Origin of the sequence: Asanoa ishikariensis, from assembly GCF_900107455.1 — a bacterium.
Classification (GTDB): Bacteria; Actinomycetota; Actinomycetes; order Mycobacteriales; family Micromonosporaceae; genus Asanoa; species Asanoa ishikariensis.
This window is the reverse complement of record NZ_FNQB01000003.1, coordinates 1,342,493-1,359,348: the sequence shown is the minus strand read 5'-3', so window position 1 is coordinate 1,359,348 and position 16,856 is coordinate 1,342,493. Positions and strand designations below refer to the sequence as shown.

General features: G+C 69.5%; 14 protein-coding genes. 5 read left to right on the top strand and 9 right to left on the bottom strand.

From position 1 onward, the window contains the following. The first annotated feature begins 36 nt into the window (after positions 1-36). Positions 37-1,446, top strand: a complete 1,410-nt coding sequence (locus BLV39_RS30125; RefSeq protein WP_143049945.1) for a hypothetical protein — start codon at positions 37-39, stop codon at positions 1,444-1,446. On the opposite strand, the gene fxsT is transcribed toward BLV39_RS30125, so the two are convergent. From fxsT to BLV39_RS30105, 4 genes are all read right to left on the bottom strand, one after another. Continuing rightward, positions 1,438-4,905 carry an FxSxx-COOH system tetratricopeptide repeat protein gene (gene fxsT / locus BLV39_RS30120; RefSeq protein ID WP_090800024.1) on the bottom strand — a complete coding sequence of 1,156 codons (3,468 nt, stop codon included), beginning with the start codon at positions 4,903-4,905 and terminating at the stop codon, positions 1,438-1,440. The two genes, BLV39_RS30125 and fxsT, sit on opposite strands and share 9 nt — an antisense overlap. Continuing rightward, positions 4,902-5,591 carry a hypothetical protein gene (locus BLV39_RS30115; protein WP_143049944.1) on the bottom strand — a complete coding sequence of 230 codons (690 nt, stop codon included), beginning with the start codon at positions 5,589-5,591 and terminating at the stop codon, positions 4,902-4,904. Before BLV39_RS30115 ends, fxsT begins: the two co-directional genes overlap by 4 nt. Before the next feature lie 262 nt (positions 5,592-5,853). Next, positions 5,854-6,810 (bottom strand): AAA family ATPase, encoded by a 957-nt coding sequence (locus BLV39_RS30110; RefSeq protein WP_090800022.1) that lies wholly within the window; start codon positions 6,808-6,810, stop codon positions 5,854-5,856. Beyond that, positions 6,803-8,086 (bottom strand): toll/interleukin-1 receptor domain-containing protein, encoded by a 1,284-nt coding sequence (locus BLV39_RS30105; protein ID WP_143049943.1) that lies wholly within the window; start codon positions 8,084-8,086, stop codon positions 6,803-6,805. The genes BLV39_RS30110 and BLV39_RS30105 overlap by 8 nt, the downstream gene beginning before the upstream one ends. A 125-nt stretch (positions 8,087-8,211) precedes the next feature. On the opposite strand from BLV39_RS30105, the gene BLV39_RS30100 reads away from it, so the two are divergent. Beyond that, positions 8,212-8,805: a hypothetical protein gene (locus tag BLV39_RS30100; protein ID WP_090800020.1), complete on the top strand. Its 594-nt coding sequence runs from the start codon at positions 8,212-8,214 to the stop codon at positions 8,803-8,805. On the opposite strand, the gene BLV39_RS30095 is transcribed toward BLV39_RS30100, so the two are convergent. The 5 genes from BLV39_RS30095 to dnaE all read right to left on the bottom strand — a co-directional run bounded on the left by BLV39_RS30095 (position 8,802) and on the right by dnaE (position 14,933). Further along, positions 8,802-9,596, bottom strand: coding sequence for a hypothetical protein (locus BLV39_RS30095; protein ID WP_090800019.1), 795 nt, complete (start codon positions 9,594-9,596; stop codon positions 8,802-8,804). The genes BLV39_RS30100 and BLV39_RS30095 overlap by 4 nt on opposite strands. Then, entirely contained in the window at positions 9,596-9,925 is a 330-nt protein-coding gene (locus tag BLV39_RS30090; protein ID WP_308442626.1) for a sigma factor-like helix-turn-helix DNA-binding protein, read from the bottom strand. Before BLV39_RS30090 ends, BLV39_RS30095 begins: the two co-directional genes overlap by 1 nt. A 158-nt stretch (positions 9,926-10,083) precedes the next feature. Then, positions 10,084-10,857, bottom strand: coding sequence for an SAM-dependent methyltransferase (locus BLV39_RS30085; RefSeq protein WP_176985144.1), 774 nt, complete (start codon positions 10,855-10,857; stop codon positions 10,084-10,086). A gap of 123 nt (positions 10,858-10,980) precedes the next feature. Further along, complete coding sequence (locus tag BLV39_RS30080; protein ID WP_090800018.1) at positions 10,981-11,334, bottom strand: DUF6300 family protein; 354 nt, start codon at positions 11,332-11,334, stop codon at positions 10,981-10,983. After that, positions 11,331-14,933: a DNA polymerase III subunit alpha gene (dnaE, locus tag BLV39_RS30075; RefSeq protein WP_090800017.1), complete on the bottom strand. Its 3,603-nt coding sequence runs from the start codon at positions 14,931-14,933 to the stop codon at positions 11,331-11,333. The genes BLV39_RS30080 and dnaE overlap by 4 nt, the downstream gene beginning before the upstream one ends. Before the next feature lie 215 nt (positions 14,934-15,148). On the opposite strand from dnaE, the gene BLV39_RS30070 reads away from it, so the two are divergent. From BLV39_RS30070 to BLV39_RS30060, 3 genes are read left to right on the top strand one after another with little or no spacing between them, the layout of a single operon-like run. Next, a complete protein-coding gene (locus BLV39_RS30070; RefSeq protein ID WP_090800808.1) occupies positions 15,149-16,024 on the top strand; it encodes a DUF5996 family protein in 876 nt (291 codons plus the stop codon). Between the two features lie 9 nt (positions 16,025-16,033). Beyond that, the gene (locus BLV39_RS30065) at positions 16,034-16,399 is read left to right on the top strand and encodes an MmcQ/YjbR family DNA-binding protein (protein ID WP_090800016.1); all 366 of its coding nucleotides are present in this window, start codon (positions 16,034-16,036) and stop codon (positions 16,397-16,399) included. A gap of 2 nt (positions 16,400-16,401) precedes the next feature. Beyond that, positions 16,402-16,848, top strand: coding sequence for a nitroreductase/quinone reductase family protein (locus tag BLV39_RS30060; RefSeq protein ID WP_090800015.1), 447 nt, complete (start codon positions 16,402-16,404; stop codon positions 16,846-16,848). Positions 16,849-16,856: the final 8 nt, after the last annotated feature.

Below are 16,856 nucleotides of genomic sequence, written 5' to 3'. Positions count from 1 at the left end.
TAGTGCTCCCTTGCGGCGTCCGGGCACAATCGATCTGTGGAAGCGGGAGTTCTGAAGGCTGCCGCTGCCGCAGTGGTCACTCTCGTCATCGGTGTCAGCTTGACCGTGTGGGGCCTCGAAGGCTATCTGGCACACCACGGGGGAGTCGCCGGACAGGTGCGGGTCAGCACGTGTGACGAGGTCGACCCGCACGAGTGGAGCTGCGAGGGGACCTTCGTCTCGGACGACGGCACTGTCCGAATCGCAGAGATCGACATCATGCCGATCCACCTGGGCTCCGACCCGGGCGAGCTGACCGAGCGGGCGTCGGTGAGCGGCCCGGGCGCAAGCACCGCCTGGCTGGAGTCCGAGCGCTTTCCCACGCCGCTCATCGTCGGCCTTGTCATGCTCGCGGCGTTCGTGGTCTCGGGAATCGTGTTGCTGCGCCTCGCCCGCGCGCAAGCGACCACGCCTCTGCCCGTGGCTGCGACGCCGGCTGCCTTACGGACAGGGTCACCGCGCGCCAACCGGGTCATCTGGAAGGCGGTCGTGGTCGGCTGGCTGCTTCCGCTCGCGGCACTGACCGTCGCGATCTCGGAGTACAACCGCTTCAACGCCGCGCAGGAGGGCCGACTCAGCCAGACCGGGGACGGCATCGTGACCCAGGTGTCAACGGCCGGAGACCGCGGCATCGGGGTCACGGTGACGGCGCCGGACGGCCGCGCCGCGACGGTCCGGTTGACGCCCGCCGATCCTGACGCGTACCCGGAAGGCACCCGGGTGCCGTTCCGCTACGACCCGCGGGATCCGGGGTTCGCGCTGCCCGTCGACGAGAGCCGCTTCGAGGTCCTCTGGGTGATCGAACGCGATTCGTGGAGCCAGTTCGTGTTTCTGCTCGGGATCGCGCTCGGCGTGGTGTGGACCTGGCGGCTCGGCCGCTGGGCAACGGGCGCCTGGCGGCGCCGTCTTGAACCGGGCGTCGCGCGCGGCGTGGTCGCCGCGCCCGTGGTCGGGCGGGCGGCGCTTTGGCTGGAGATAGTGGACGGTCACGGCGAGCGCTGGCATCAGCGGATCCTCTGGGACCGCCGCCTCGTCGAGGCGCTTCCGGCCGGGCTCGACTTCGCGGTCGAACTGCGCCGGTGCCTCGGCTTCCGGCGGATGTACGTGGTGGACGTCGCCGGCGTGGGGCGCCTCTGGCCCGGCAGCACCGCCCGACGAATCCCGCCCTTCACCTCCACGTTCGGCCCGTTCGAACCCACCGCCGCCCGACCCGGAGGGTCACTGCGCGGCTTCCACCTCGGCGTGGTGTTGCCGGTCGGGCTGGTCGCGGCCACTGCCTGGTACTTCGCCGACCCGACGATGGGCTTGCTGGCCGCGACGCTGTTCGTGGCGTACACCCTGTGGAACGGTGCCGTCCCTGCCCGCGGCGTCTACCTCTCTGGCAATCTCGTGATTCGGTCAGGTTGACGGCGGTTCGATGTCGCACTCGAGGCGATGGCCGTTTTCCGCCGCCCGGACGTCGAGATGCGTCGAGCCGAGCGCGCGCCTCAGCCCAGCGACCGACTGCTCCAGCAGCGCCCGGGATTCTTCCGGAGAGCCGGTCGCGTCGAGGTCCTGGGCCAGGTTGACCGCGCACCGCAAAAGGTCCGGATGTTCGGACCCGTTCCGGGCTTCGTGTTCACCGCCGAGCACAGCCTGCCAGCGCTGCAGGGTCTCGGCCGACAGCGCGCGGGCTGCGTCGTGCTCCCCGGCCAGTGCGAGATCGGTGGCCAGGCCGGTCTGGGCGCAGAGTGTTGCCGGATGGTCGGCTCCAAGGATCTCGGTGAGGCTGAGCGCGGACCGCTGGTCGAGCGACCGGGCACGGTCGTGGTCGCTGGCCGCTCGGTAGATGACGGCCGCGTCGACCTCGGCGATCAGCGTCAGCGGGTGCCGTTCTCCGAAGTCCGCCTGGTAGCGCGCCACCGCCTCGCCTATCCGCCGCCCGGCCTCGTCGAGGTCGCCCAGCTCGCGCAGGGCGTTGGCCAGGCTGACCTGCGTGGCGAGCGCATGCTCGTGCCCCGGGCCCAGGCGCGTCACGATCTCCACGTGCAGCTCGAGCAAGGCGTCGGCTGCGGCTTCCAGCCGGCCTGTCCTTCGTGACAGCGCGGCCCGGACGCGCCGCGCCACCAGCACATCAATGGTGAGCGGACCGAGAGCTGCGCTCAATGCCGGCAACATCCGGTCGGCAACCTCCACGCCGCCGTCATAGCTGCCCAGGTCAAGCAGGTCCCGGCTCACCTGGAGCTGCGCCGTCAAGGCCCGCCAGTCGTCTGTTGCCTGGTCGGCCCAGACGTCGGCGATGTCCGTGTCGATGCGCAGGGCTTCGGCGAAGTCGCCGATCAGTCGGTAGTCGCTGGCCAAGCTCGCCATGGCGCGCAGCGTGTACACGTCGGTCGGTCCGAAGACGTCGCGGAACGCGGCAAGGCCCTGCGTGTCGAACGCCAGCGCCTCTTGGTAAAGGCCGGATATGCGCAGGTCGTGGCCGACCTGGATGCCGGCGATGAGCGTGTACTCGTGGTGTGGCCCGAGCATTGAGCTGCTGCGCAGCCGATCGTAGGTGTCGCGGGTGATCGCGTGAGCGGCGGCGCTGTCGCCGAGGGCACGCAGGGCTTCGGCGCGCCGGGCCTGCGCCAGCAGTGTCAGCTCACCGTTCGGGCCGAGGCGCGGGTCGTCGTCCCGGGCCGTCCATGCCTGCGCCGCCCGCTCGGCGAGCAGCCGGCTGTTCTCATAATCGCCGGTGATGAACAGGTAGCGGGCGTGATCGAGGAGTACCTGAAGAGACTCGACGTCGGTGGAGTCGACGAGGCCAGCAGGCTCGATGTGCGGCCCGAGTTGGGCCTGGGCGTCGAACTCGCCCCGTTCGTCGGGATCCCCGGGGTTCGCGGCGGCCAGGAGCGCACGCACGTTGCGCTGCGACTCGGCGGCCCGGTCCGGGAGCATTGTGTCCCGCAGAATCCGCGCAACCAGCCGGTGGACCTGGAGCCGCTGCCCGGCGGTCATCCTTGCCAGACCGAGGCGGGAGAGGTCGCGCGCCGACCGGTTCACCTGGATCGGCTGTCGCAGCAGCGATCGGAGCGGTTCGGTCAGGTCCGCGTGCTGACCGCGCCGGAGCAGAGCGATCGGGACAGGTTCGCTGCCGAGGAATGCGAACAGCTCCATGAGCTGCGCGGTCGCGGATCCGTCGCGGTGTAGCTGTTCCATCGCAAGCGTGACGAAGGCGGAGACGGAGGTCGGGTAGTTCGGCGGCGTGCCCTCGTTCAGCAGCTCGATACGTGTGTCGAGCAGGTCGATGTACTCCCGAACGGGCATCAGGGTCGCGTTGAGCCAGGCCGCGGCCTGCTCGAGGGCCAGCGGCAGGTCGCCCAACTGGTCGGCCAGCGCGTCGGCCTCGACCGTGGTGATCTGGATGTCTCCGTCCGTTCCGCGCGAGCGCCGCCGCAGCAGCTCGATGCTCTCCTGCCTGCTCAACGTGCTGACCTCGATGGTGTCGCCGACGCTCGCCCACTCCTGGCTGCGGCTCGTGACGAGCACGTGGCCACCAGCCGATGGCAGGTATCGCTCCAGGTGGCGCGGATCGTCGGCGTTGTCGTAGATGAGCAGCCAGGCCAGGTCGGGCACGGTGAGTCGATCCAGGACGTTACGTGCGGTCTCCTGCAGGTCCTCCGATATGGGAATTCCTAGCCGCTGCGCCAGCCTTGCGAACTCGGAGAGAACCGTGGACGTCTGTTCGGCTGGTATCCACCACACCAGGTCGTACTCGTGGAGGTGGCGGTAGGCGTACTCGACGGCGATCTGGGTCTTGCCCATCCCGCCCATGCCGTGCAGCGTCTGCACCAGGACGGACGTTCGGGTGCTCGTCCGCAGGGCGGCCTCGATCCGGTCCAGGTGGTCTCGGCGCCCGGTGAAGTCCGGTGAACGTGGTGGCAGCCCGCCGACGATTTGGCCCGTCTCGTCGGCGCCCGGACGCCGGGTTCGCCTGGGATCCGCGTCCGGTGTCCCAGGGGCAACGGCCGACGGTGGGCCGACACGGAAGACGTGGCCGCGACCGGTGCGCAGCCGCACAGGGCCGGCGCCCACCCGCAGCGTCAGCGCGGCATCCGCACCGACATGCAGGGTTTCGGTATGGCGGGAGCCGTCGGCTTCCCAGACGGCCTCCACGATCCTGGGGCTGGTGTCCGGCACGGGCAGCAGCACGGCAGGGGCGGCTCCGGCGTAGTTCAGCACCAGGTCGGCACCGTCATGGCGCGCCCGGATCGTGACGTCGGCGATGCTCGACCCGAGCGTATGGACGTCGGCGAGGCTCAGCCGGACCTCGTCGGCGAGGGCGGGCGCGTCGGACCGGTCGGCCGCCGCCTGCAGTAGCTGCCAGGCCGTCACGGTCTCCCGCACCGCGAGCGGCAGGCGCGGCCAGGCGGCGCTGAACCAGTCGGCCACTCCCGAACGGCCTTCGTGGACGACGGCGCGCAGCGCCGGTTGGAGCAGCTCGTCGCTGCCGGCCGTCTCTGCGCCGGCGGCCCGGCACATCGCCGTCCAGGTGACCTCTTCCTCGAACGCCAGCGCGGCCGGCTGGTCGGGCCGAACCGCGGACATCGTGTCCCACAGCCGCCAGGCGGGGTCGGCACGGTCGGCGGAGAGGCGGTGGGTCAGCCGGTCCCGCAGGACGGGAAGCAGCTCGGCACGTAGTTGGATCGACTCCGCGGTGCGGGTGCCGACCCAGTCACTGAACCATAGATCCGCCTCGACGCCGACGGTCCAGCGTGGCGCCAAGGTCAGCCGCACCGCGCGGATGAGCTCCGGCTCGATCGTCACGGCGACGCTCAGCAGCGTCGCCAGCTCCTCGACGCCGGGGTCGGGCGGGGCGAACTCGGTGAGTACGTCGGTGGTCATGGCACGGCCGTTCGGGCGGTGCCGACCGTGACGTCGCGGTCCCAGGTCAGCATGGGGCACAGCGCTCTCAGGCGGGACGGCCAGCGTTCCGGCGGATACGGCACCAGTGCGACCGGCCGGCACCCCGCGCGCCCGACGAGCCGCAGGAACCGCAGCCACTCCGGCACCGAGGCCCGCTCGAGCGACAGTCGGTCGCCGCCGATTCCGAGGTCGGTCAGCAACAGCACGGCGGTCCCGGCGGCAGGCGGCGAGTAGCCGGGCGTCCACCCGGCGCGGCGGCCGGGGCCGATACCCCGCAGCGGCGCGTCCGCGAAGTATCGGACGCTGCTCGAGCCGACGCCGACGACGGCACGGGCCGCCGCCACGACGTCCGCCTGGTCGCGGCGGAACGGACGCATGTGCTCGCCGAGATCGACGAGGATTTCCGCGCCGAAGCGCAGCGTCCGCTGTGGCCGCCGGGGGAGGGTCGGCAGCGGCCGACCTGCGGCGATCTGCTCGATGACCGCGGCGACGTCGACCGGGCCGTCGGCGACGAGCCGTGACAGCAGATATTGCAGGATCGCGGTGGTCGACCGTGGGGCGAGCAGGGACAGATGTGGACGCGGCGCGCTCGGCCGAGGGGACGGTCTGGCCAGGACGGGACCGGTCGGCAGGTCCGCGAGGATCGGCTCGGTGCTGATCGGCACGAGTGGGACTCCGGCCGTCGCGGCGGCTGGCCGCGCGGCGGGTGGGGGGGCCGGTTCGGGACGGGCGCCCGGTTCGGGCATATCGGTCGTGGCCGGTCCGTCCGGCGGGACTCCCCAAGGCGGCCTCGTTGTCGGGCGCTCCGAGGCGCCGCGCGGGTCGAACCCGAGGAGCCGTGCGACTCTCGCGAAGTCCGAGTCGGACGTGACGCCGAGCGCCCGGCTCGCGCGGATCACGTCCGCCCACCAGATCTCGCCGGCCATCTCAGCGTTCCGGCTGTTGAACTTTGACGAGCGTCAGCGATCGCAGGCGCCGCCAATCGACGTCGCCGATGCGCCCGCCGAGCTGGCGCAGCGCTCGCAGCGTGTCCAGATATTCGGCGGTGCTGGGCGGGCGGATGCCGGCCTGGCGCGCCTGGGCGCGTGCCGCGATGACCTCCACGGCGAGCGCGTCGGCGAGTTCGCGGTCTGCCCGGCCGAAGGTGCCTTCGTACTGGCGCAGGTACCTTTCGGCCACCCGGAGCAGGTGCTCATGCGTCGGCTCAGGCAGCCAGGTGACGACGCAGCGGCGCAGGAAGGCCTGCGGCAGTTCGCGTTCCTCGTTGGTGGTGATCACGATGAGGTGTTCGACATCGCCACGGCCGGCGTTCGCGTCGTGGCGCACCCGCGTGCGGACGTCGGTCACCTCGAACTCGCTGGATCCGAGGGGCACGAGGATCCCGTTGGGCATGTCGGGGTCGGCTTTGTCGATCTCGTCTATCAGCACGACGGCCTTGGTCGGCGAGCGGTCGGCGTTGGCGGGGTTGGGATCGACAGCGAGTGGTGCCGTGCTCCCGGTCGCGCGAGCGCCACGACGACGGGCGTCCTGCGGTGCGAAGGCCCACCAGAGGACGCCGGGCTCGACATAGGCGGTGTCGTCGAGCCGTTCGCCCGGCGTGCGGACCTGCGCGTCGGCCAGCCGGCGCACCGCGTCGAAGGTCCACAGCAGATCGCGGGCGGCGGTCCGGGACGTGACCACGTGCTCGTAGTACCGCCAGCCACGCTCGCGCGCCACGTAGGCCGCCAGCGACGACTTGCCGGAGCCGGGCTCGCCGCGCAGCAACAACGGCCGGCCGGTGGCCAGGGCGACGTCGACCGCGAAGGCGACGTCTGGATCTATGACGTACGTGCGGCCGTCCCGGTTGTCCGGGACCCGGATGCGCGTCGTCTCCGCGTCAGTCACCGTAAGGGCCCTCCTCGAGGCTGCTGTCGATCATGCGGTACAGGCTGCGGACCGTGCGGTGGGCCCGGAACTCCTCGCCCGGGTCCAGCGTGGGTGCCAGCACCTTGGCGTCGGCGAGGCCCCACCGGGCGAGCGTCTCCGGGCCAGGGGGTTCCGTGCCGACGAGCACGACCACGACGAGCCACGGGTATCGCGCTCGGATGTCGTCGATGACGTCGGTGACCGCGCGGGTCGGGAGACTGGCCGTGCTGACGATCAGGTAGGCGGGCTCCGGCGGACCGTCGCGCAGCTCCTGCGGGGGCACGTCGGCGAGGGTGTCGAACGGTGGTTCGGCGCCGACCAGTCGCAGCACCGCGGTTTCGCACTGCGCGAACAGATCACCGGCACTGTCCTCGCCGACGACGCCGGAGACCTGCTCGACGCGGACCCGGCGGTCGAGGCAGGTGGCCCGCTGCACGTAATGCAGCGCCGTGCGGAAGTCGCGCGCGTTCAGTACCGCGACCGTCCGCGGTGTCGGCCCGGCCAGCTTCAGCGGCAGGGCCGCGGAGTGGTCGACCCACGTCGGCGCGATGAGTCCGGCGAGCTTGCGCAGCGTGTCTGTGTCAGCGCAGTAGAGGATCCGGCTCATCGCGTCGACGGCCGCGGTGTCGACGGACCGGGCCAGGAACTGGTGTGCCAGGAAACGGTAGCCGCCGGCGACACCGAGCAGGACCTGGTCGGCGTCCTGCGGCGAGACTCCGAGCTCCAGAGCGGCGAGGCGCAACTTGTTCTGGTGACCGATCCGGGTCAGCACGGTCTCGATGTCGTCGAACCACTGCCGCATGCGTGTTCCAGGCAGATCCGGCGGGTCCGGCCGCTCCGAAGCCGCGAACCGGTCCGCGACCCGCTCCGCCACGGTCGCTGGGCCCAGGCCGTCGGCCAGCAGGAACTGGGCTTCGGTGAACTCGCCGAAGCCGGACCCTCGTACCGTGTCGATCTTAGTGTCGTCGAGCAGGACCGGAACGATCGTCAGCCGTTCGTCGAAAGCGCGGCGCCACAGCAGCACATCGGCCTCGCGCTGCACCCACCGCCTGCTCAGCGACGTCTGATCCAGCAGGACGACAGCGGCGTCACAGATCGCGAGCTCGTGGTAGAGCACCGAGCGCCACTGCAGACCGGCGAGGACGTCGGCGTCGACGAAGACGGTGTGCCCCGCTGCCCTCAGCCGCACGCGTAGCTGTCTCAGGACGGCCTTGGCCTGCTCGGTTCGTGCACTGTGGCTGATGAAGAACCGCACCGAGCTCCGTCCGACAGCCTGCGACGTGGCGCCTCCGAGCCTGCCGACGGCCGTCCGAGCCGTCAATACACCGATCGGGCGGGCTCTCCTTGTCACCGGTGCGGACGTCACGACAGGATGAATCCATGGCCGCCGCCTCGACGCTTGGCATCGAACCCGCCGTCGTCACCGCCTCCGCCAGCGTCGTGGTCGCGATGATCGTGTTCGTGGCGAACCAGGTCGCGCTCGTGCGCAACCAGCAGCGGCAGGCGCGGTTGGAGAGGGTGAACGATCAACTGCGCGAGTTGTACGGACCGCTGCAGGCGCTCCTGGCGGTGAACGAGCATCTCTGGCGCACCATGCGAGCCTCACAACTGCCGGACCACGACACGCGGCAGGCCGGCCCGCCGACGGGCGAGGAGTCGCAGGAGTGGCAGCGGTGGATCCAGCACGCACTCATGCCCGCTAACGTTCGGATGCGCGATTTGATCGTGGAGCACGCCGACCTGATCGTCGAAGACGACATCCCGCCGCCGTTGCAGGACTTCTGCGCGCACGTGGCGTCCTATGAGGTCCATCTGGCGAGCCCGGGCGGCGCCCCGCAGCGCAGAGCGTTGATCACCCATCCGGGCGCGCCGTTCGTGACCTATGTGCGGGCCGGCTTCACCGCGCTGAAACGCGAACAGGCGACGCTGCTGCGGGGTCGGCGTCCCGTTAGGGGCCTCGACGCTGACAGCTAGCAGGGCGTCGGGCTCACGTCGGGCACAGCGCCGGCCACCAGGTTCCCGGTATTGTGGCCGCCCGTGACCGTGTGCAGGGGCTGGCCAGCAGTGTCGTACGCGGTGATCGACAGCCGTTCCGGGCCCTGATAACCGCGAGGTCCGGTGTTGGCGTCGGTCGGCAGCGGCTTGGCCGTGCGTTGCACCCAGAAGAGCGTCCACCCTTCGGCGCTCGCCAGTGTCGCCTCCGAGGCCCGGCCTTCGGAGGCGACCGTGATCCGCGCAGCGGCCCCGCCGTACACCCCGACGTCGAGGACGCGGTTCGCACCCAACACGAGCTGGCTGCTCTGGAACCACCACGTCTGTCCCTCGACGGTGAAGCCGCCCGAGGCATCGCGGGGGAGCCCAATCAGGTCCCAGGCAACGACCTGGCCGGTCGACCCGTCCCGGAACGCGGTGGTGAAGCCCGCATGATCGGGGGTGCCGAGCAGCCCGATGACGACGGCGTACGTCCGCCCGCCCGGCTCCTGGATGTTGACGCCGGTGTCGAGCGGTACACCCAACCAAGGTGGGCCGGGGCAGGCCGACGCGGTCGCCGGTGGGTTCGCCGCCGGGTCTCCGCCGCGCGGCGTTCGGTCAAGAGCGGGCACCGCCACGGCGGAGACGACGAGGGCGACTCCGGCGGCGACCGCCGTGTTCCGCAGCACCCGCCGACTGCGTACCCGGCGACGGATCCGGTCCATGGTGACGTTCGAGTGCAGGTCTTCGGTCGCGTCGTGCAGCGCGCGGCGCAGTTCGTCGAGGTCTGGCATCACACTCTCCCGGTGCGAGCGGTCAGCTCGGGCGAGACCCGCAGCTTCTTCAGGGCGCGCGCGTTGGTGCTCTTCACGGTGCCGACGGACACGCCCAACTCGGCGGCGGTGTCCTTCTCGGTGCGGTCCAGGAAGTAGCGCAGGACCACGACGGCCCGCTCCCGATGGGTGAGCCCGCGCAACGACCGCATGACGCTGTCGCGGGTCGCGAGGTCAGCGCCGTGGTCGGCGTACGCGGCGCGCTCGGGTGGGTCGCTGGTGATCAGCTCGCGCCAGATAGGTCCTGGCCAGCGCGTCGGCAACGAGATCCTCGGCGCGGTGGGTGTCACCGCCCGTCAGCAGGCAGGCGACCCGGAACAGTTGTCGCGAGCAGCCGTGGACGAAATCCTCGAAGCTTTCCGGCTCCGGCAACGCATCCCCTCCCACGCTTCGGTCCACCCACATACGAAATGGGGCCGCCAAAGGTTGCGTCGGTGGGGCTTGCTCGTCAGTTCTTCCTCGCTGTCACCATCGCGAAGGTGAGGAACTCGCCGGCGTCGGCGGCGAGTAGGTCGATCACTGCCTGGCGATTGTGTTCTGCGCCAGCCCAGTCGCCTGTGTGCTCGGCCAGCGCCTGTGTCCATAGCAGCCAGTCCCGCCAGCCATCTTCTTGCAGTCGTGCCGATGTGACGGTCACGAGTTCGGTGACTTCCCACTGAAAGCGCCACCACTGCGCGGTGTGCCAGGCGATCGGCTCCCAGCCGAACAGTTCCTTGATGCGTTCCGGGATCGCCCCGAGTTCTCGGACCTCCTGGGTCATTGCCGGCGTCGCCACGCCGAGTTGGCCGCCAGGGCGCAGGAACCCCACGAGGTATGGCAGGTACCAGTCAGAGGTGCCGAAGTACTCGAACGCGTCGATGCTCACGATGGCGTCGAAGCTGTCCTTCCCGAACGGCAGGTTGTGCGCCTCGGCCCGCACGGCGGTCACCTGGCCGGAAACGCCAGCGTCAGCGAACACGGCTGTTGCCTCATCCGGCGCGATCCACCAATCGGCCGCCACGACCTGGACGCCGTACTCACGGGCCAGGAACACGGACGTCGCTCCCTTGCCGGAGCCCAGATCCAGGACCCGCATTCCCGGGCGCAGGTCAAGATCCCGGGCCAGGTCCTCCAGCAGCCACAACGGGTTCGGCCCCATGTCCAGGTCGAGCAGCCAGGCCGGGTCGTACCGGGACGAGCGCGGATACCGATCCGGGCGGGCAAGCTCATCGAAGAATGTCACGGGAACCGATCAAACCTGGTCACACGCAGGCATGCAATCCCTTTGCTCACGCGGCAGACAAGGACCTGCAGGCGTTGGGTGCGACACGCCATGGTCCACAAGGGACATGAGCGAGCAGAAAGGCTAGTCGAATTCGCCTGCGCGCCAGGCGTCGACCTCCGTCTGGAATGTGTCATCCGTGACGGTGCCTGGTTGCTGGAGCTTCGCCGCGACCCATTGTCGGGCCAGTTCCTGGAACACGTTCGTGTTCGACTCGGCGACGGCGCTGTGGACCGCGAAGAAGGCGAGCAGGCCGTGCGAGACGCTGTCCGCCGCGTCGCAGCGTGGGCACAGCGGTATCGTCCGGTTCCCGCTCATGGTGGCGTGCGGAATGGTGACGGCCAGGTAGGGATCTCCGCCGCAGCGATGGCACGGGCGCAGGTTCTGGACGTCGACGGCGAACGTGACACGTGCTGGTTCGCCGGGGAGGTCGGTCATTCGCGGGTTACCGCCGGCTCGGTCTTCATCTCCGACCAGAACGCCGTGGTGGGGTTGACGCTGTAGTTGGTGATGCGCAGCAGCGTGCCGCCGCCGTGGGGGCGCATGAGTTTGATGCGGATCTCGTGGTCCCCGGGGTGCATCTTGAAGATTTCCTGAAGGCGCGCGACCATGGCCGGCTGTACGCGGTCGGCCATCATGGTCAGCACGATCGGGGGGTGCTTCTCGAGATCGGCGTCCGTGACGGTCAGGATCGCCAGATCCTGTGCATTGATCTTGGCCGCTTCGTTGTCGCGTCGGTTGACTCGACCCTTGACCGCGACGACGAGCTCGTCGGCCAGCCGGTCGGCGACGAGCTCGTAGGTGTTCGGGAAGAACAGCACCTCGATGCCGCCGTCGAGGTCCTCCAGGGTCGCTGAGGCCCAGACCTTGCCCTGCTTGGTGATGCGCTTGGCGACCGACGTGAGCATGCCGGCCAGGACGACCTGGGTGCCGTCGGTGAGCTCCTCGTTGCTGATCTGCGCGATGGTCAGCTCAGAGTTCGCTTTGAGGATCCGTTCTGCGCCGGCCAGCGGGTGGCTCGACACGTACAACCCGAGCATCTCTCGCTCGAATCCCAGCTTGGTCTTGCGGTCCCATTCGGTTTCGCCCGGTGTCGGCAGGAGGGACTCGCTGAGGTCGGCGATCTCCGCGGTGCCGAAGTCGAACAGGCTGTCCTGCCCTGCCTCCTTCTTGCGCTTGTCGCTGACCGCGGCGTCGACGGATTGCTCGTGTACTTCCAGCAGGCCGCGCCGGGTGTGGCCGAGTGAGTCGAAGCCGCCGGCCTTGATCAGCGACTCGAGCACGCGCTTGTTGCACACGCTGATCTCGGACCGGTTGATGAAGTCCTTCCAGCCGCTGTAGGGGCCGGATTCACGCCGCGTCTTCACCAGCGAGTCGACGACGCCCGCGCCCACGTTGCGGACCGCGCCGAGGCCGAATCGGATGTCTTCACCGACAGCGGTGAACCGCAGGTCGGAGGCGTTGACGTCAGGGGTCATCACGGTGATGCCCATGCGGCGGCACTCGGCCAGATAAACGGCCATCTTGTCTTTGTCGTCGCCGACGCTGGTCAGCAGCGCCGCCATGTACTCGGCGGGGAAGTTCGCCTTCAGGTACGCGGTCCAGAACGAGACGATCCCGTAGCCGGCGGTGTGGGACTTGTTGAACGCGTACCCGGCGAACGGGAGGAGGATGTCCCACAGGGCCTTGATCGCGCCGGCCGAGAAGCCGTGGTCCTGCATCCCCTTCTCGAAGCCGACGAACTCCTTGTCGAGGATCTCCTTCTTCTTCTTGCCCATCGCGCGGCGCAGCAGGTCCGCGCCGCCGAGGCTGTAACCGGCGACCTTCTGCGCGATCGCCATGACCTGCTCCTGATAGACGATCAGGCCGTAGGTCTCGTCGAGGATCTCCGCGAGGGGTGTCTCGAGCTCGGGGTGGATCGGGACGACCGGCTTGCGGCCGTTCTTTCGGTCCGCGTAGTCGATGTGCGCGTTGGCGGCCATCGGACCGGGCCGGTACAGGGCCAGAACGGCCGCGATGTCCTCGAACTTGTTGGGGGCCATCGCGCGCAGCAGGGCGCGCATCGGTCCACCGTCGAGCTGGAACACGCCGAGGGTGTCGCCCCGGGCCAGCAGCTCGAACGCGGCGTCGTCGGCCAGGGGGAGGCTGTCCAGGTCGAAGTCGAGGCCGCGGTTGGCCTTGATGTTGTCGACCGCGTCGTCCAGGACGGTCAGGTTCCGCAGGCCCAGGAAGTCCATCTTGAGCAGACCCATGGACTCGCACGTCGGGTAGTCGAACCCGGTGATCGTGGCGCCGTCCTGCGGACGGGCCCAGATCGGGATGACGTCGAGCAGCGGCGCGTCCGAGATGATGATGCCGGCGGCGTGCACACCGGGCTGGCGGATCACACCTTCGAGCCCGAGGGCCGTGTCGTAGATCGCCCGCGTGGACGGGTCGCTGTCCAGCAGCGTGCGGATCTCGACCGCTTCGTTGTAACGCGGATCCTGCTGGTTGTAGACACCGCTGAGCGAGATGTCCTTGCCCATCACCGCCGGCGGCATCGCCTTGGAGATCCGGTCGGCGATCGAGAAGCCCGGCTGGCCGTGCATGATCCTTGCGGCGTCCTTGAGAGCCGCCTTCGCCTTGATCGTGCCGAACGTGATGATCTGCGCGACCCGGTCCGCGCCCCACTTGTCGGAGACGTAGCGGATCATGTCGCCGCGCCGACGCTCGTCGAAGTCCAGGTCGATGTCCGGCATGCTGATGCGCTCGGGGTTCAGGAACCGCTCGAAGAGCAGCTTGTGCTCGATCGGGTCGAGCTCCGTGATCCCCAGCGCGTAGGCGACCATGCAGCCGGTCGCCGAACCGCGGCCGGGACCGACCCGGATGCGCTGGCTGCGGGCGTAGTTGCAGAGGTCCGCGACGACCAGGAAGTAGGCCGGGAAGCCCATCTGCTCGATGATCCGCAGCTCGTACTCGACCCGCTCGCGGTATTCCTGCGGAAGCGGCTCCCCGCGGAACCGGCGCTCCATGCCCCGCCAGGTCTCCTTGACGAGCCAGGTCATCTGGTCCTCGCCCTCGGGCACCGGGAACAGCGGCATCCGGCTCGACTCGGCGAACACCTCGTCGTAGGAACCGATCCGCTCAGCGATCGCGAGGGTGTTGTCGCACGCGCCGGCTACCTGGTTGTCCCAGAGTCCGCGCATCTCCTCCGCGGACCAGATGTAGTAGCCGTCGCCGTCGAATTTGAATCGGTTCGGATCATCAAGCTGAGACCCCGACTGTACGGCCAGCAGGGCGTCGTGCGCCTTCGCCTGATCCTTCGTCACGTAGTGCGAGTCACCGGTCGCCAACGGCGGAATGCCCAACCGCTTGCCGATGTCCAGCAGCCCGTCCCGTACCCGGCGCTCGATCGACAGGCCGTGGTCCATCAGCTCCAGGTAGAAGTTGTCCTTCCCGAAGATCTCCTGGAACTCGGCGGCCGCCTTGTACGCCTCCTCTGCCTGCCCCAGCCGCAGACGCGTCTGCACCTCGCCCGACGGGCACCCGGTGGTCGCGATGATGTTCTTGGCGTGGGTCGCGAGCAGCTCGCGGTCCATCCGAGGCTTGAAGTAGTAGCCATCGATAGAGGCCAGCGACGAGAGCTTGAACAGGGCGCGCAGGCCCACGGCGTCCTGGGCCCACATCGTCATGTGGCTGTAGGCGCCGGAGCCGGAAACGTCGTCGCCGCGCTGGTCAGGGGTACCCCACCGCACCGGCTTCTTGTGGAAACGGTCAACGGGGGCGAGATAGGCCTCGATCCCGACGATGGGCTTGACCCCGACCTTGCGTGCCTGGCTCCAGAATGAGTAGGCGCCATACATATTGCCGTGGTCGGTGATCGCCAGCGCCGGCATCGCCAACCGGGCGGCTTCTTCCACGAGGGGCTTGTGCCGGGCCAGTCCGTCGAGCATCGAGAACTCGGTGTGCACATGCAAGTGGACAAATGAATCCACAGACCCCACCCCTTCGACCGCCCCACCAACGCCCCCGGCGCCACGCCCGAGTCTCGTCGCCATCCGCCGTCCTGGCCGGCAGCGACGCGGCCAACGAACGAAACTCACACCTACTACTACGGTGAGCAGCAGAAACCTCACCGTTCGTAACGCTCTCCGGCAGCCGAGGCCGCCGAACTTTACCGCATCTGAGGGCCGCCCAAGGCGGCCGGCGAGCGCCGCATCGGGGCGGTTCGATGCCCCGGCGGCCGGCCCGCCTGGGCACTAAAATGGGCGGGATGGGACAAGCCGACGGATGGCCCGCCCTCCCAGTGGCGGCCTGGCAGCCGACCCGTGACACGGTGCAGCTCTGGACCCAGATCGTGGGCAAGACGCGGCTCGCGCTCGCGCCGCCGGCCAACCACTGGTGGAACGTCACCCTCTACGTCAACAGCACCGGCCTGACGACGTCGCTGATGCCGTACCGCGATCTGGGTGTCGAGATCGCCTTCGACTTCGTGGCGCACGCCCTGGACATCCGCACGACGACCGGCAAGAGCCGCCGGATGACCCTCGAACCGCGCAGCGTCGCCGACTTCTACGCCGAGTACCGGGCGCATCTCGCGGACCTCGACATCGACGTCACGATCAACCCGCTGCCGGTCGAGCTGCCGGACGTGATCCCGTTCGACCGGGACGACGAACACGCCTCCTACGACGCTGCGGCCATGCACGCGTTCTGGACCTCGCTGGTGTCGGCGGACCGGGTCCTCAACACGTTCCGCGCCGAGTACCGCGCCAAGGTCTCGCCGGTGCACTTCTTCTGGGGTGCGTTCGACCTCGCCGTGACCCGCTTCTCGGGCCGCCCCGCGCCCCAACACCCCGGCGGCGTGCCCAACTGCCCGGACCGGGTCATGTGGGAGGCGTACTGCGACGAGGTGTCCAGCGCCGGATACTGGCCGGGCGGCCGGGACGAGGGGCTGTTCTACTCGTACGCCTATCCGGAGCCGCCCGGCTTCCGCGAGGGTCTTTCCGGCTACGACGAGGAGCTGGGGGAGTTCGTGCTGCCGTACACGGAGGTCAGAAATGCCCCCGATCCGGACGCGGTGCTGCTGGACTTCCTGCGCCGCACGTTCGCGGCGGCGGCCACCTCGGGCACCTGGCCGGCCGGCTAGCCTGTCTCGGTGGCTGACGCCGACGACGTTCGTACCCTCGCACTCGCCCTGCCCCACGTGGTCGAGATCGAGAGCGACGGCTTCGACTTCCGGGTCGGCAACAAGGGCTTCGTCTGGTCCTATCCGGAACGCCAACCTGGCCGCCCGCGCGTCATCCGCACCGACATCGCGGTCCTCTACGTCGGCGACGAGGCCGAGAAGCAGGCGCTGGTGCTGGGTGAACCCGAGACCTTCTTCACGACGCCGGCGTACGACGGTCTCCCGCTCGTCATGGTCCGGCTGACCAAGGTGGACGTCGCGCGGCTGCGCGAGCTCGTGAGCGACGCATGGCACATGCGCGCCGACCCGGAGTTGCGGACGTCCGACACGCTGTAGTCATGGCTGTCAAAGTCCCGCCGCGCTGGGTCGTCCTGACGGCGTGGTACACCCACCGCGGCATCTACCGGCTCACCTTCGGCAAGCTCGGCCTGTGGCGGCCGCGCGGCCGCCGGTGGGGCACGCTGCGCCTGACCACGACCGGCCGGCGCACCGGCCAGGAGCGCGCCGTGATCCTCGGCTATCTCGAGGACGGGCCCAACGTCGTGACGCTGGCGATGAACGGCTGGGGCGACGCGGAGCCCGCGTGGTGGCTCAACCTCCAGGCGCACCCGCAGGCCCGGATCGACCTGCCCGGCGGGTCGCGACAGGTCCGCGGATATGCGGCGACCGGCACGGAGCGGGCCCGCCTGTGGGACTGCTGGCGAGCGGTCGACAAGGACCTGGACGGCTACGCGGCGCTGCGCTCGCGGGAGACGGCCGTGGTGGTCCTGGAGCCGACGCCATAAGGTGCGGG